This window comes from Paractinoplanes brasiliensis, from assembly GCF_004362215.1.
Classification (GTDB): Bacteria; Actinomycetota; Actinomycetes; order Mycobacteriales; family Micromonosporaceae; genus Actinoplanes; species Actinoplanes brasiliensis.
The window spans coordinates 1,678,108-1,693,408 of record NZ_SNWR01000001.1; the positions used below are offsets into that span (position 1 = coordinate 1,678,108).

The 15,301-nt window shown below is 71.7% G+C and carries 16 protein-coding genes; 5 read left to right on the top strand and 11 right to left on the bottom strand.

Annotation, left to right across the window (positions count from 1 at the left end; all coding sequences use genetic code 11):
• Positions 1–57: 57 nt before the first annotated feature.
• Positions 58–1,455 (top strand): alpha,alpha-trehalose-phosphate synthase (UDP-forming), encoded by a 1,398-nt coding sequence (locus C8E87_RS07110; RefSeq protein ID WP_133872341.1) that lies wholly within the window; start codon positions 58–60, stop codon positions 1,453–1,455.
• Here the strand turns inward: C8E87_RS07110 and C8E87_RS07115 are convergent.
• The 6 genes from C8E87_RS07115 to C8E87_RS07145 are packed head-to-tail and all read right to left on the bottom strand — an operon-like array spanning position 1,444 to position 6,688.
• Positions 1,444–2,214 carry an alpha/beta hydrolase gene (locus tag C8E87_RS07115; protein WP_133872342.1) on the bottom strand — a complete coding sequence of 257 codons (771 nt, stop codon included), beginning with the start codon at positions 2,212–2,214 and terminating at the stop codon, positions 1,444–1,446. The two genes, C8E87_RS07110 and C8E87_RS07115, sit on opposite strands and share 12 nt — an antisense overlap.
• Entirely contained in the window at positions 2,211–3,563 is a 1,353-nt protein-coding gene (locus C8E87_RS07120) for a flavin-containing monooxygenase (RefSeq protein WP_133872343.1), read from the bottom strand. The genes C8E87_RS07115 and C8E87_RS07120 overlap by 4 nt, the downstream gene beginning before the upstream one ends.
• Positions 3,564–3,589: 26 nt before the next feature.
• On the bottom strand, positions 3,590–4,267 hold the full coding sequence (locus C8E87_RS07125; RefSeq protein WP_133872344.1) for an endonuclease/exonuclease/phosphatase family protein: 678 nt from the start codon (positions 4,265–4,267) through the stop codon (positions 3,590–3,592).
• Positions 4,268–4,286: 19 nt separating this feature from the next.
• Complete coding sequence (locus C8E87_RS07130) at positions 4,287–5,237, bottom strand: ROK family glucokinase (protein ID WP_133872345.1); 951 nt, start codon at positions 5,235–5,237, stop codon at positions 4,287–4,289.
• 12 nt (positions 5,238–5,249) lie between these two features.
• Positions 5,250–6,215 carry a hypothetical protein gene (locus C8E87_RS45360; RefSeq protein WP_239080608.1) on the bottom strand — a complete coding sequence of 322 codons (966 nt, stop codon included), beginning with the start codon at positions 6,213–6,215 and terminating at the stop codon, positions 5,250–5,252.
• Positions 6,216–6,238: 23 nt separating this feature from the next.
• On the bottom strand, positions 6,239–6,688 hold the full coding sequence (locus C8E87_RS07145) for an SRPBCC family protein (protein WP_133872347.1): 450 nt from the start codon (positions 6,686–6,688) through the stop codon (positions 6,239–6,241).
• A 90-nt stretch (positions 6,689–6,778) separates the two neighbouring features.
• Here C8E87_RS07145 and C8E87_RS07150 point away from each other — a divergent pair, with 90 nt between their 5' ends.
• Positions 6,779–8,461, top strand: a complete 1,683-nt coding sequence (locus tag C8E87_RS07150; RefSeq protein WP_438866018.1) for a GAF domain-containing sensor histidine kinase — start codon at positions 6,779–6,781, stop codon at positions 8,459–8,461.
• A gap of 7 nt (positions 8,462–8,468) precedes the next feature.
• Positions 8,469–9,137, top strand: coding sequence for a response regulator transcription factor (locus tag C8E87_RS07155; RefSeq protein WP_133872348.1), 669 nt, complete (start codon positions 8,469–8,471; stop codon positions 9,135–9,137).
• A gap of 80 nt (positions 9,138–9,217) precedes the next feature.
• Here C8E87_RS07155 and C8E87_RS07160 read toward each other — a convergent pair whose 3' ends face one another.
• Positions 9,218–9,631, bottom strand: coding sequence for a DUF4395 domain-containing protein (locus tag C8E87_RS07160; RefSeq protein WP_133872349.1), 414 nt, complete (start codon positions 9,629–9,631; stop codon positions 9,218–9,220).
• A 59-nt stretch (positions 9,632–9,690) separates the two neighbouring features.
• On the bottom strand, positions 9,691–10,203 hold the full coding sequence (locus tag C8E87_RS07165) for a MarR family winged helix-turn-helix transcriptional regulator (RefSeq protein WP_133872350.1): 513 nt from the start codon (positions 10,201–10,203) through the stop codon (positions 9,691–9,693).
• 59 nt (positions 10,204–10,262) lie between these two features.
• Here C8E87_RS07165 and C8E87_RS07170 point away from each other — a divergent pair, with 59 nt between their 5' ends.
• Complete coding sequence (locus C8E87_RS07170) at positions 10,263–11,504, top strand: MFS transporter (RefSeq protein WP_133872351.1); 1,242 nt, start codon at positions 10,263–10,265, stop codon at positions 11,502–11,504.
• A 696-nt stretch (positions 11,505–12,200) separates the two neighbouring features.
• On the top strand, positions 12,201–12,551 hold the full coding sequence (locus C8E87_RS07175) for a thioredoxin family protein (RefSeq protein ID WP_239080609.1): 351 nt from the start codon (positions 12,201–12,203) through the stop codon (positions 12,549–12,551).
• Here the strand turns inward: C8E87_RS07175 and C8E87_RS07180 are convergent.
• Genes C8E87_RS07180 through C8E87_RS07190 form a run of 3 tightly spaced genes read right to left on the bottom strand, consistent with a single transcriptional unit; the run spans position 12,548 to position 15,201 of the window.
• Positions 12,548–13,675, bottom strand: a complete 1,128-nt coding sequence (locus C8E87_RS07180; protein ID WP_133872352.1) for a glycosyltransferase family 4 protein — start codon at positions 13,673–13,675, stop codon at positions 12,548–12,550. The genes C8E87_RS07175 and C8E87_RS07180 overlap by 4 nt on opposite strands.
• Entirely contained in the window at positions 13,675–14,931 is a 1,257-nt protein-coding gene (locus C8E87_RS07185; protein WP_203720925.1) for a M48 family metallopeptidase, read from the bottom strand. The genes C8E87_RS07180 and C8E87_RS07185 overlap by 1 nt, the downstream gene beginning before the upstream one ends.
• Positions 14,932–14,979: 48 nt before the next feature.
• Complete coding sequence (locus tag C8E87_RS07190; protein ID WP_133872354.1) at positions 14,980–15,201, bottom strand: hypothetical protein; 222 nt, start codon at positions 15,199–15,201, stop codon at positions 14,980–14,982.
• Between the last annotated feature and the right edge of the window lie 100 nt (positions 15,202–15,301).

The window sequence follows — 15,301 nt, forward strand, 5'->3', positions numbered from 1 at the left end:
ATGTTCCATAGACCACTGTCGGTATATATCTGGGTAGCCATCCGATAACCTTCGGTGATGCGCCAGAGCTCGCTGGTCGTCGTCGCCAACCGTCTTCCCCTCGATGACAACGTCGCGCCCGACGGAGCGTGCGAGTGGCGCCGAAGTCCCGGCGGGCTGGCCGGCGCGCTGCACGCGATCCTCGAGCAGACCCCGTCGACGTGGGTGGGCTGGGGCGGGGGCACAGGTCCGGCCCGCGACCTGCCCGACATCGGCTCCCTGCGGCTGCGCCCGGTGTCGCTCAGCGAGGACGAGCTCCGCGGCTACTACGAGGGCTTCGCCAACTCGACGCTCTGGCCGCTCTACCACGACGCGGTCGAGCAGCCCGTCTTCGACCGCGAGTGGTGGCTGGCCTACCGCGCGGTCAACCGGCGCTTCGCCGAGGCCGCCGCCGAGGTGGCCGAGCCCGGGGCCACCGTCTGGGTGCAGGACTACCACCTGCAGCTGGTCCCCCAGATGATCCGCGAGCTGCGCCCCGACGTCCGCATCGGGTTCTTCCTGCACGTCCCGTTTCCGCCGCCCGAGCTGTTCATGCAGCTGCCCCGCCGGCTCGAGCTGCTGCAGGGCATGCTCGGCGCCGACCTGGTCGGTTTCCAGCGCCCCCAGGCGGCCCACAACGTCGCTCAGCTGGCGGCCAAGCTGCTCGGCACGCGCGGCGCCGACGACGCGATCATCCTGGACGACCGGGTGGTGCGAACTGGCGCGTTCCCGGTTTCCATCGACGTCGCCGAGATGAGGACCCTCAATGCCCGGCCGTACGTGGTGAACCAGGCCCACCAGCTGCGGCACGACCTCGGCGCGCACAAGCGGGTGCTGCTCAGCGTCGACCGGCTCGACTACACCAAGGGCATCGAGCACAGGCTCACCGCGTACTCGGAACTGCTGCGCGACGGCCGGATCAAGGTTCGCGACACCGTGATGGTGCAGGTGGCCGTGCCGAGCCGGGAACGCGTGGAGAGCTACCGCGGGCTGCGCGACCGGATCGAGCGCGAGGTCGGGCGGATCAACGGCGAGTACGGCCGGGTCGGCGAGCCCGCCATCCACTACCTGAACCAGCCGTTCGACCGGGCCGACCTGGCCGCGCTCTATCAGACCGCCGACGTCATGGTGGTGACCCCGCTGCGCGACGGCATGAACCTGGTGGCCAAGGAGTTCGTGGCCGCCCGGCGCGACGACACCGGCGCGCTGGTGCTCAGCGAGTTCGCCGGCGCGGCAGCCGAGCTCGAGGACGCGTTCCTGGTCAACCCGCACGACGTCGACGGGTTGAAGGAGACGTTGCTGCAGGCCCTGGCCGCCCCGCCCGAGGAACTGGCCACCCGGATGAAGGCGATGCGGGCGTACATCACCTCCAACGACATCCACGCCTGGGCGCGCGCCTACCTGACCTCGCTCGAGAAGCCGGTGCTAGTTCCCTAACTCCTTGGTCAGCCAGTCCAGGATCGCCTCGATCGGCTCGGCCCAGGCCACGTCCAGCAGCAGGTCATGGCCCATGCCGGGGAACAGCAGCGGCGCTCCGCCGTACCGGGTGGCGGTGCGGTCCAGCGACTTGCGCGGCACGACCCGGTCGTCGGGGCTGCCCACGACCAGCACGGGCGGGTCTCCGGCCGGGTCCGGCGCGGGTTTATGGGTGACCAGTTCACGGCGGGGCCGGGCGTCGAGCCGGTCGAGGATCTCGCGGGCACGCTCGTCGGGCAGGCCGGGTGAGAACAGCTGCTTGCGGTTGAGCCGCAGCCGGCCGCCGAAGATCGCGGGCAGCGTGCCGAACGGGTTGGTCCGCAACGCCGCCCACAACGTCGGCCTGCCGTCCATGACGGGCGCCGCCAGCACCGCCGCTCGCGCCGGGTAACGGCCCATCGCGTACGCCACCACGAGCGCCCCCGTCCCGTGACCGACCAGCACCGTCTGGCGCGGCAGCGACGCGGCCACCTGCACGACGTCGTGAACGTGGGCCCGCAGGTCGCCGCCCGGGCGCGGGGTGAGCGCGTACGCCGGGAAGCCGCGGGCCGCCGTCGCGGGCAGCCAGTGCTCGGCGAACGCCCACGCTCCGTGACCGAGGCCGGGCACGAAGAGCAGCGGCGGCAGCTTGGCGTCGGTCTCCTCCGTCATCGAGACGACCTCACGCTCGACCGGCGGCACCGGATTGGTCCAGTCGTCGAAGCGCAGCACACCGGTCATTTCGACGGCTCCATCTCACGCAGCAGACCTTCGACGGCCCGCAGGTAGTCGACGTGGTCGACCTCGAACCAGTGCCGCGGGCTCGGCACCACCCGCCGCCGCGACCAGCTCGCGAGCGGCCGGGTCGATTCCTTCTGCTGTACGGCCGTGGCGCGCTCGGCATCGGCGGCACGCAACCGCAGCCAGCGGGCGACGGCCACGCTCTGCCAGTGCGCCAGCGGGAACAGCCCGAAGTCGGCCTGCACCAGCCCCACCACGGCCAGTGTCGGGTGCTTGCGGGCGAACACGTGCAGGTGCAGGTCGGGCCGCCCGTCCTCGCCGGTGTCGAGCACCTCGGGGGCGAGGAACTCGAAACGCGGACGATAACCGGTGGCGGTGATCACCAGCTCGGGCTCGATGCGGCTGCCGTCGGCGAGCACCACCGAGGCGCCGTCGAAGGCGGTCACATCGGGCACCGGCGTGATCCGCCCGTGGCCCAGGTAGTACGGGAGCTGGCTGTTGACGATGGGGTGACTCTCGTACGGGCGGTGAGTGGGCTCGGGCAGGCCGTAGCGGGTCAGGTCGCCGGTGGTCAGGGCGAGCGTCCGGCGATACAGCCACTGCCGGAGCCACAGCGGCAGGCGGAGCGCGAGCAAGCGGTCGTTGACCTGGTCGGCGGGGCGGCCGAACACGTACTTGGGCGCGTACCAGTAACCACGGCGGGTGGAGTGCCAGACCGTGGACGCCTGCTGGGCCGCCTCGACCGCGATGTCACAGCCGGTGTTGCCGCCGCCGATCACCAGCACCTTGCGTTTGCGCAGCTGCGCCGGGTCCTTGAACTTGGCCGAGTGGATGAGCTGGCCGCCGAAGTCGCCGGGGATGTCCGGTTTGCGCGGCGCCCAGTTGTGCCCGTTCGCGATGACCACACCCGCGTACCGCTGCACCCGTGACGACCCACCGCCGGTGGACTGGGTGGTCACGTCCCAGCGTCCGTCGCCGGCCGGCACGACCGAGACGACCTCGGTGCCGAACCAGACGTCCCGCTCGAGGTCGAAATGCCGCGAATACCGCTCGAGATAGGACAGGACCCGATGGTGGTCCGGATAGTCGGGCCAGGTGTCCGGCATCGGGAAGTCGGGGAACTCGGTCAGCGGCCGCGACGAGATCAGGTGGGTGCCGGCGTAGACCGGGCTGCGGTCGTGCCGCCAGTTCCAGGCGCCGCCGACCGAGGTCTCGCGCTCGTAACAGTCCACCTCGAAGCCGTGCTCGCGCAGGTTCTTGATCGCGGCGAGACCGCTGGCGCCGGCGCCGATGACGCACACGGCGTCACGACGGTCGGCGACCTCGGGTCGGTCGGAATTGTCGGGCACCCGGCGATATTGCCAGAACCTGAGCCCTACTCGGAAGGGACCAACAGGTCGGCGACCACCGGAAGATGATCACTGGCCCGGCGGGCCTGGTCGGACTCGACGACCTCGTACTTCTCGATCGTGATGTCGGGGGTGACGAAGATGCCGTCGATCCGCCGGTTCGGCAGCGTCGCCGGGAAGGTCGGAGAGGCTTCCCCGTACGAGGTGAAGCCGTCCTCGACCGTGCGCCACGCGCCGCCGCCGGGGCCCTCGTTGAGGTCGGCCGCCGCGATCACCGGACCGTCGAGGCGGCTCAGCTCCTGCTTCCACAGCGCCGCCTGGGCGGGCCGCTCGGTGGGGTCGGTCGCCAGATGCGAGCCCGAGACGGTGAACCGGCCCCCGCGCACCGACCCCCGGGCGAACGCGGCGCCGCGCAGATGCCGGCCCGGGGTGAGCGGGTAGCGCATGCACCAGGTGTCGTGCACCGCCACCCGCAGGCTCACCAGCAGCAGATTGCCCAGCGAGGGCAGACCGCCGGCGGCCACCACCAGACCCAGGTCGCCGGCGAGGGCCGCGCACTTGTGCCGCCACCGGAACCGGCGCGGCGCCTCCTGCATCACCAGGACGTCGGGCGCCAGGTCGCGGATCAGGCCGACCAGGGCGGCCCGGTCGTCCTTGAGGCCGTGGACGTTGTAGCTGACCACCCGCAGCGAGGCGCCGGGCATCCTGGTGACCTCCGCCGTCTCAGATGCGCCGGGCCAGGTCGGCCGCGCCGACCACGCCGGCCGTGTTGCCCGTCTCGGCCGCCCGCACCTCGGCCACCGGGAACCGGCCGCGCTGCTCGAGCTGGTCGCGATAGGTGTTGCGGGTCGGGGCCATGAGCAGCTCGCCGGCGTCGACCACGCCCCCGCCGACCACCAGGATCTGCGGGTCGAAGCTCTGCGCCAGGTCGGCCATCGCCACACCCAGCCAGTAGCCGATCTGGCCGAACGCGTCGCAGGCCACGCCGTCGCCCGCCCGGGCCGCTTCGGTGATCTGGCGGCCGGTGATCGCCAGCGGGTCACCGCCGGCCAGCTCCAGCAGCTTCGCGGCACGGTGCGGTTCCTGCCGCGCGCCCGCCCGCGCGAACCGGACCAGCGCGTTGCCGCTGGCGTACTGCTCGAGGCAGCCGAGCCGGCCGCAGCCGCACGGGTGGCCGTCGGGCACCGACTGGATGTGGCCGAGCTCCCCCGCGATGCCGTTGGCGCCCCGCCACAGCCTGCCGCTCAGCACGATGCCGCCACCGATCCCGGTGCCCACGGTGATCATCACCATGGAGTCGTCCGCCTCACGGGCCACGCCGTACCGGAACTCGGCCCAGGCGGCCACGTTGGCGTCGTTCTCGAGCACGGTGGGCAGGCCGACAGCCTTGCTCACGTAGTCGCGCAGCGGCTCGTCCCGCCAGGCCAGGTTGGGGGCGAACAGCACGGTCGCCCCGGGCGCGTCGATCCACGCCGCCGCCCCGATGCCGACCGCGACCGCCTGCGGGAACTGCTGCGCCAGCTCGGCCGCCACCTCGACGATCGTGTCCCGGGTGCCCGCCGGGTCCTCGGCGGGGGTGTCCCGCCGGTTCGAAGCCAGCACGGTGCCGTGCTCGTCAACCACCCCACCGGCCACCTTCGTGCCGCCGACGTCGACTCCGATGGTCAGCGTCACGCTGCCGTCCCCTCAATTGTCCCTTTGCTCGGCGTCGTCCTGGGCGGCACTGCCCGCTTCGTCACCGCTCACTACCGCATCATGATCCACCCGGTCGCCCGGGCCGGAGTCGGCAACACCCGCATCAGCGGTGGCCGCCGCCCATACATCCAACCTTCGGGTCCCGCCCGCGCGTTGCGCGCCCCCGGTCGCCGCGACGTCGCCCACTGCCTCGGCCGCCCGGCGCGCCTTCGCCAGCTCAACGGCCTCGGCCACCCGCCGTTCCGCCTCGGCAGCGGCCCGCAACGCGGCCGCCCGCCGTTCCGCCAGCTCGGCCGCCCGCCGTCCGGCCACCTCGGCAGCGTGCCGCTCGGCCACCGCCGCCGCACTGGTGGTGGTCGCCGCCGCCCACGGATCGTCCCTCACGACATCGCCGAAGACCTCGCTCCCGACGCGGCCACTGCCCGCCTCGCCACTGGCAGCCTCGCGGCTGACCGCCGCCCCTTCTTCGTCGGACAAATCCGATTCATCCGCGGAAAGCGTGCCGGTTTCAGCGCCTGCGGTTCCCTCAGCATCGGTTGCCGCGGACCACGGATCGCCGCTCGGCGCTTCGGCCGGGGCAGCGTTCACCGCCGCCGCCCACGCCGAATCGGCCGTGTTGCTGCCGGCTCGTGTCGCCGCGGACCACGTCTGGTCGGCATTCCCCGGCTCGGCAACCGGAGCGGAAGGCGCCGGTTTCGGCTTCTCCCCCACGATCGCCGAGACCGAGCGCAGGAGTCCCGCCACCGAGCCCGCCAGATCGCTCGCGCTGCCGGCCAGCCGGGCCGCCGTCTCGGGGTTCGGGTCGCGCATCGCCGCGATCGCCTTGCACACCGGGCACACGCAGCACTCCGGATCACCCGTCGCCCAGCGCCGATCGCTGAACGCCTGCCCCGCGACAGCCCGCGCCAGCACCGTGGCGACGAGCCGCTCGGCCTCTTCCCGTGCCGATCCGGCCATGACAACCTCCCGTTGCAGCGTCCTCAGCCCGGCAGGCTCTCGACCCGGCGTTTGAGCTGCTTGAGCGCCGTGTCCATGATCATCTTTTCGGCCTTGCGGCGGAACATGCCCAGCATCCCGATCGAGAGCTCGACCTCAAGTGTGTACGTCACCGTCGTGACGCCGTCGTCGCCCTCGGCCAGGTCGTACGACCCACGCTGGGATTTCTGGGTCTTCGAGGGCTCGACCAGGTGCCACTCGATACGGGAGAGATCGTCGGCATACGCGTACTCGAGCGTGTAGTCGTCGGCCATCACCCCGGCATCGATGACGAACCGGACGCGGCAGGCGTAGCCGTCCTCGTACTCCTCGAGGACCTCCACCTGCTTCATCGCCTCGGCCCACTCGGTGTAGCGCGGGAAGTCGCTGATCACCGCGGCCACACGGTCGAGGGGCGCATGAACCTGGATCGACTGGGTCGAGGTATCCGCCATGCACGGAGGCTACCTCCCGCCTGCGACATTCCCGGCGGCCGGGCCAGGCACGACGAGCCCTCGGGCGGGCAGGCGGCTACCATCCCTCAGGTGCCGGTGCTGACCCGTTTCCCCGCGCGCGTCCAACCGCTCGCGGTGGCCGCGCGCATCGTCATGCTCGCGCTGGTCGCGGCGCTCACCGTGATCGCCACCGGCGACCCGGGGCAGCTCCTGTGGATAGCGCTTCTCGCCACCGCCGGGCTGCCCGCGGTGCTCGCCCCCGATCATCACCTGCTGGCCCCGCTGGGCCGGTTCGCCGAGGTCGTCGTCACCTGTCTCGCGGCCGGTTCGGTCGCCGCGGCCAGCGACAGCAACAACACGCTGGCCGCCGGCTTCGGCGCCGAAGCCGTCATGCCCTACCTGGCGGTGCCGCTGCTCACCGCGGCCCTGCGCCGCCGCCCCACCGAGGGCGCGGCGCTGCTCGGCGTCGCGGCCGTCTCGCTGGTGGTCGGCGGCACCCTGGCCGGCGAGGTCATCACCCAGCCCGGATTCCTCGCGGTCGGCGGCCAGTGGCTCGTGCTCGGCGCGATCATCACGTTCGCGGCCGACACGATGCGCCAGTTCATGCAGCCTTCCGAGCCCACCCCCCAGCCGTACGCGGAAGCCACCCGCCTGCTCACCCAGCTGCGCAGCGTGGCCAGGTCGCTGCCGGGCGCCACGCTCGACCCGGGCGGCATCTCGGAGCACCTGCTCGAGGAACTGCGCCTGGTCAAGCCATCCGACCGGGCCGCGGTGCTGTCCGCCAGCGGCGGCGGGCGGCTGGTCGTGCTCGCCCAGACCGGGGTCGAGCGGGTCGACTGGGAGGTCACGCTCGACGCCGACTCCGCGATCGCCGACGCCTGGGCCAGCCAGCAGCCGCAGGTCGCGAGCCGGTCCCAGGCCCGGTCCAGCCGCCGCGGCGAGGTGTCCTCCCTGGTCGTCCCGCTCGTCGCCGGCGTACGCACGATCGGGCTGGTCATCCTCGAGAGCGATGTCGCCAACGCGTACCCGAAGGAAACCGTCAACGAGGTCACCTGGGTGACCGACGCCGCCGCCCTGCGGCTGGAAGCCGCCCTGCTCTTCGACGACGTGCGGTCGCTGGCCACCAATGAGGAACGTCAGCGGCTCGCCCGCGAGATCCACGACGGGGTCGCTCAGGAACTCGTCATGGTCGGCTACGGCATCGACAACGCGCAGGCCACCCTGCCCGAGGGCGCCGAGGAGACGGCCGAGGAGCTGCGGGCGCTGCGCGCCGAGGTGACCCGCGTGATCACCGAGCTGCGGCTGAGCCTGTTCGAGCTGCGCTCCGAGGTGGACCGCAACGGCGGGCTGGCGGCCGCGATCGCCGAGTACGCGCGCACTCTCGGCACGTCCGCCGGTCTGCGGGTGCACTTCACGTTCGACGAGTCGACGGCCCGGCTGCCCGCCGCGACGGAGGCCGAGTTGCTACGTATCGCCCAAGAGGCGATCACCAATGCGCGTAAGCACGCCGGAGCCTCTAATCTGTGGGTTACCTGCACCGTCGACCCGCCGTACGCCGAGATCGAGGTCTCCGACGACGGCCGGGGCTTCGCCGACGACCGCCCGGACGGTCGTTACGGCCTGACCATCATGGCCGAGCGGGCCGAACGGATCCGGGGCCGATTGAAGATCACGCCGCGACACCCCAGCGGGACAACCGTTGCCGTAGTGCTCGGATCCCCTGCCAGGCGCGATAGCGTGCGGGATAGCGTTTCCGCTCCAGAAGGGGAGTAACCCGAGCATGTCGACCAGTCCGGCGCCGACTGCGCGCACCAAGGTCCTCCTTGTTGACGATCATGACTTGATTCGTAAGGGGCTGCGACACGCATTCGAGCGCGACCGTCAGTTCGAGGTCGTCGGCGAGGCGGCCACGGCCGCCGAGGCGGTCCGTCAGGCCGGTGCGCTGCAACCGGATGTCGTGATCATGGACCTCCGACTGCCCGACGGCAGTGGCCTCGAGGCGACCAAAGCCCTCCGCAAGAACAACGCCAACATGGGCATCGTGGTGCTCACCATGTATGCCGGTGACGACCAGCTCTTCGGGGCGCTCGAGGCCGGCGCCAGCGCGTTCGTTCCCAAGACCGCCCCGGCCGACGAGGTGGTCGCGGCCGCCCGGCACGCCGCCTCCGCGCCCAGCGCCTTCACCGCGGCCGACCTGGCCGAGGCCATGAAGCGCCGGCTCGCCCCCTCGGGCCCGCAGCTCTCCCCGCGCGAGGGTCAGGTGCTGCGCCTGCTGGCCGACGGCATGAGCGTGGCGGGCATCGCGAAGCAGCTGTTCGTGTCGGAGTCGACGGCCAAGACCCACATCTCCAAGCTGTACGAGAAACTGGGCGCCGCCAACCGTGCTCAGGCCCTGATGACGGCCCTGCGGCTCGGCCTGCTCGAGGCCCCCGACGCCCCCAAGTTCTAGGCGTACGTTCCCCACGACGTCAGCGCCCGGTCCCCCACCGGGCGTGTCGTGCCGACGACCACCCTTCCGACATTTCGCATTTATGCGCTTTTAGCGCTCAGCCGCCGGATCGCGAGATACGCCTCGCACCCCAGACACAACCCGAAAGCGGCGTTCAGGAAGGCGGCCAGCAACGCGAACGCGGCGAAAACCACCCCCAGCACCGTCACCCCGGAGAGGTACCCGACACTCGCGACAGCCATAAAGCTAAATCCGACTAACTGCGCAAATCGTACGGGCGCACCCGGTTCCCGCGAGACCGGCGGCCCCACTCGGGGAAGAACCAGAGCGCGATACACGTACGCGTAAGGCCCGCGCCGCGGATCGACCGCCGAGATCGCGAAAACCACCGCCTGAGCCAGCGCCGGCCACCCCCACCCGGTCGCCAGCACGACGACGAGAACGACGCTGGTCACCGTGGCGGCGAACCGCTGCCCGCGCGGATCGAGTTCCATGCCGCCAGGGTCGCACCCACCAGCGCTTCTGCCGCCGCCGCGCCCCCGTGACGGGCATCTCAGCCCTCCAGGTCGAGAACGACCTTCCGCAGCAGCACGTTGAGCTGGATCAATTCCTCGTACGTCAGCGCCCGCAGCAGGCGCTGGTCGCGGGCCATGCCCTCGAAGATGTACTTGCTCCACATCGCGCGCCCCGCGGCCGTCGGCCGGATCAGCACGCGCCGGCGGTCGGTCTCGTCGTTCTCGCGGGTCACCAGCTCGGCCGCCACCAAACGATCAAGCCGGCTGGTCATCGCGGCCCGGGTGACCTTGGCCGCCTCGGCCAGCTGCGCGGGCGTCGCCTCGATCGGCCACGGCTGGACCATCAGCACGTGGAGGGTCTTGTAGTCCTCGGACGACAGCTCCCGCGACTCGGCGAACGCGGCCGCGTCGGCTCGCCGGGCCTCGCGCTGGATGAAGTTCATCCGTACCAGCGCCCCTTCCACCTCGGGCGCGAAGGCCGGCTCGTCCTTCCAGAACGCCGCCCACCGAGCCACGTGCTGATCAACGCTGTCCTGCTCCATGATCGCCATTCTGCCAGCATCTTACTTTTAGATTGCTAATAGTTAGACGGTGAACTAGTTTCTCCGTCATGCGGATCTCTGACTTCCGTCTGCTCGCGATCGGGCAGACCCTGTCCTGGGTGGGCAACGGCTTCCAGACCGTCGCCCTGGCCGTCGCCGTCGTGCTGGCCGGCGGCGGACCCGGCGACCTCGGCCTGGTCATGGCGTCGTCGATCGTGGCCCGGCTCGCCTGCACCCTCTTCGGCGGCGTGTGGGCCGACCGTCTGCAGCCCCAGCACGTCATGGTCGGTTCCGATCTCGTACGTCTCCTCGCCGCGGCCGCCATGGCGTTGATGTTCGTGAGCGACGGCTACCACCTCGTGCTGCTCTGCGGCCTGGCGGCCATCTCGACCGGGGCCGCGAGCTTCTTCGACCCGGCCTTCGGCGCGCTGCGCCCGCTGCTCGTCCCGGCCGAGAAGCGGCAGTCGGCCAACGCGACGTTCAGCATGCTGCAGACCGGCAGCCAGGTGGCCGGCCCCGCGCTCGGCGGCCTGACCGTGGCCGCGTTCGGCGCCTCGGCCGGGTTCACGGTCAACGCGGTCAGCTTCCTGGCGTCCACGGTCGCCGCCCTGATGCTGCGGGTGCGGGCCGAACGCGGACCCCGTACGTCGATGCTGACCGAACTCGCCGAGGGCTGGCGCGAGATCAGCAAGCGCGACTGGCTGATCGGCGGCCTGTTCAGCGCGACGCTCTACCACGTCGCCAACGGCATCATCCTGGTGCTCGTCCAGGTCGTGGCGATCGAACGCCTGGGCGGCGCGTCCGCGGCGGGCTTCATCGCCGCCGCCGAGGGCCTGGGTGGCGTCCTGGGAGCGGCCGTCGCGCTGCGCTTCAAGCCCCGCCGGCTGCTGCGGGCCGGGTGGCTGACCCTGCTGCTCATGCCGCTGTGGGCCCTGGCGTACGTGTGGCCGGCCGAACTGATCGCCGTCATCGCGGGCGCCGTCATCGGCTACGCGGGCCTGATCTTCTTCGACGTGGCCTGGGAGACGGCCATCCAGGACAACGTCCCGCAGCGCATGCTGGGCCGCGTCTCCTCATGGGACTACCTCACGTCGTTCATCGCCATGCCGCTCGGCAACGTCCTGGCCGGCCCGCTCTCGACCACCTACGGCACCGACCGCGTCCTGATCGTGTGCGCCGGGGTGCTCGGCCTGTCCGCCGCCGTCCAGCTACTGATCCCCGGCACCCGCAACCTCACCCGGACCCTCACCACACCGTCCACCACCGCACCCCCGAAGCCTCCCGAGCTGATCGAAACGGCCGGCATCTGACAGCAGTGGCCATCAAGGGGCCAGGCCGCGAAGCAACGACGCCTCCCTCGCACCCCCTGCTCCGCACAGCACCACCCCACCCGCACCACCGCACCCTCAGCGCACCACGCGCAGCGCACCGCTGCACCCCTGTCCACATCGCCCTACTCCCCCGGTCAAGCGACCCTCACCGGTTCCGAGCCGTCCTGCGCCGACCATGCCACGACCCGCCCGGCTCGCCCAGGCCCATCTATGAGAGGCACCTAACCAGCATGAACGCGACAAAAGCCAAGGAAAACATCATTTCCGGTCGTCGATTCGACGATGGCGACACCGGGAACCGGTCGCCCCCGTTCATGGGTGGCCCGCTCGCCCGACGCCGGTTCCGCCTCGGCCCGGCCGGGCAGTACGGGTTCGTCGACCCTCACAGGGTGGGCTGGGTCGCTTGACCTCGCCTCTCGAGGATCGGCGTGACAGAGTAGTCCTATGGATTTGGTGGGTGCCGCCGCGATCATTGCCGTGCTGGCCGTAGGCGTCGCGATCGGGTGGTGGCGAAGCCACACGGACGGTCAAATCCGAGATGTCGCCCTCACCGGAAATGCCGGACGAACTCCCCGCGCACCCATGGGCCAGGTCCTCGGCACAGCGATTCCCGACGATGCGGCCCGGCCGAGGGGAACGGGCACAGTGAAGGCGGACGAACGAGAGGAGCCGGGCGTGTTCGAGGGAACCGGAACCGACCCCAGCGCCGCGGGCCGGCGCCTCGACGCCGCTCTGCTCGACGAGCTCGGTGTGGGCGAGTCAAAGGCGACCCTCCTGCAGTTCTCCTCCGCCTTCTGCGCCCCCTGCCGGGCCGTGCGTCGCGTCAGCGAAGAGGTGGCCGGCATGATCCCCGGCGTACAGCACGTGGAGGTCGACGCCGAGAGCCACCTCGAAGCCGTCCGGGCGCTCGGCATCTGGCGCACGCCCACCCTGCTCGTCCTGGACAGCGACGGCCGCGTCGCCAAACGCGCCACCGGCGTCCCCGCCAAGCCCCACCTGATAGCCGCCCTGGGCGACGTCCTTTAGGACGGGTTCAGCAGGTTGTTGAGGCGGGACGCCTGGGTTTCCCAGCGCCACTCCCGTTCGACCCACGCGCGGCCGGCCGCGCCCAGCGTCTTGGCCCGGGTGGGGTCGCTCAGCAGCTCGGTCAGGCGGGCCGCGATCGCTTCGAGGTCGCGGCCGCCGACCACGTAGCCTGTCTCGCCCTCGCGGACGGCGTCGGGGGCGCCGCCCGAGTCGCCGCCCAGCACGGGCAGGCCGGTGGCCGACGCCTCCAAATAGACGATGCCCAGGCCTTCCACGTCGAGGCCGCCGGCCCGGGTGCGGCACGGCATCGCGTAGACGTCCCCGGCGGCGTAGTGGGCCGGCAGCTCGGGCCACGGCACCGAACCGGTGAGGACGACGTCGTTCTCCACGTCGTGGTCGCGGGCCAGCCGCGCGAGCGTCTTGCGGTACGGCCCGCCGCTCACCAGCAGCAACGCCGCGCCGGGGACGCGGCGGCGGATCGTCGGCAGGGCGCGGATCAGCATGTCCTGGCCCTTGCGCGGCACGAGGCGTGAGACACAGACGATCACGGGCCGGTCGCTCAGGCCGTGCCGGGCCCGGACCTCGCCGCCGTCGACGCCGGGGTGGAACGCGTCGACGTCGACGCCCGGCGCCAGCCTTTCCAGGGTGGTCAGGCCGTGCAACGCCCGGTCGAGCCGGGTGCGCTGATAGTCGCCGAGGTAGGTGACGACGTCGTTGCCGCGCCCGATGCGGCGGAGCAGGCCGCGCGCGCCGGGCAGGGCGGCCCAGCCGATCTCGTGGCCGTGGGTGAGGGCGACCGCGCGCGTGATGCCGGCGCGGCGGCGCAGACCGTCGGCGAGCAGGCCGAGCGGGGCGGCGGCGCCGAACCAGACGCGGTCGCAGTCGTACGCCCGCGCGATCTCGGCCGCTCGGCGGGCCACCGCGGGCGTCGGCAGCAGCATGCCGGTCTTTTCCCGCACCACCTCGAACGGCTGCTCGGCGTCGAATTTCTCAGCGCCGCGCCAGGTCGACGAGTAGACGACCACGGAGCCGGCCGGCTGACGGACCGCCAGGTTGTGCACGAACTGCTGGATGCCGCCGGGACGGGGCGGGAAGTCGTTGGTGACCAGCAGGGTGCGGCCCATCAGCGCGCGCCCCGGGCGAAGGCGCGGGCGGCGGCCATCCGTTCCACGGTGGACGGGTGTGAGGCGAACATGGCGTGCTCCCAGGCTGGCGGGTCGGGGTCGGACAGGTTGACCGTGCCGAGGCGGCGCTGCATCGCCTCGAACGTCGCCGGGTCGCCGGTGAGGACGAGGGCGTGCTCGTCGGCGCGGGCCTCGATGCGCCGCGACACGAAGGCCTGCGCGGGCCCGGCTGTCAGGCCAGCGAGCGTGGCCACGGCGAGGAGCAGGCCGATGGCGCGCGGTTCGGAGATGGTGTCGACGCCGGCCCGGGCGAGCAGCCACTGCCACGAGCCGAGCAGGAACAACGCGATCACCGCGGCCGCCGTGCCCAGGGCGCCCAGGATCGTGCCGGTCAGGACGTCGCCGTCCTTGGCATGGCCGAGCTCGTGGGCTGCCACCGAGACGACCTCGGCCGGCTCGGCCTCCTTGAGCATCGTGTCGTAGACGACGATGCGCCGGGTCGGGCCGAGACCGGAGACGTAGGCGTTGACGGCTCGGGTGCGGCGCGACGCGTCGGCGACCAGAACATCCTTCACCGGCACGCCGTCACGGGCGGCCAGCTCGATCAGCTCCGTACGCAAGGGACCGTCGGCCATCGGCGTGAACTTGTTGAAGACCGGCTCGACCACCACCGGCAACACGAACGACAGCAGCACGACCAGCCCGGCCGCGCCCGCCGCCCCGATCGCCCACCACCAGCGCGGCGCGAAGTGGGTGACCGTGTAGAAGCCGGCCAGCGCCAGGCCGCCGATCACCGCGCCGACGGCGAACGACTTGAGCAGGTCGATCGTCCACGCGCCCCAGGACTGGGTGGAGATGCCGTAGCGGACGACGATCGTGTGCCGCCAGGCCGCGAGCGGCAACGTGACCACCTCGGTGACCAGCACGACGGCGAACCCGCCGAGCACCGCCTGGGCCAGCCAGTGCCCGCCGAACGGCCGGCCGGCCTGGGTGACGAGCCAGGCGCCGAGCGGGGTGAGCCCGACGACCAGGGCGACGATCAAGGTCAACAGCATCGACGCGTACGAACCCGGGCGCAGCTCGGCGTGGAACGCGCGCCCGCGGGCCACCTGGTCGGCCGGGAGCTGTTCGAGCGCGGCGAGTTGGTCGGCACGCGGGGCGGGCGGCCGGTGCCACGGGATCATCTGCCACGCGACGACGGCGAGCACCGCGAGCAGAACCACCAGCGTGCCCGCCGCCCAGACCCGATTCATCACCCGCACGTCCTCCCGGCCACCGTGACCGCCCATCCTAGAGAGTCGCGATCACGCCACGTGACGACCTCGCCGATACATCGGGACGACCACCGGCGGCTCGGGCGTCTCGAGCAGCTCGACCTCGAAGCCGGCCAGCTCGAACACCTCGACCGCCCGCAGCTCGCCCGGAGTCAGGTCGCCGATGCCGTCGGGTGTGGTCAGCAACGCGCCGACGACACACTCGCGGCACTGCCGCACGCTCCGGTCGCAACGACCGCAGTCGATGATCATCACTCCTCCTCCCCGGGTGGCGGCGCGACGTCAACGGGGGAAGCAACCGTCGCGGACCGACCACCATCGGTGACCACAACGGTAGGGCGGGGGTATGACA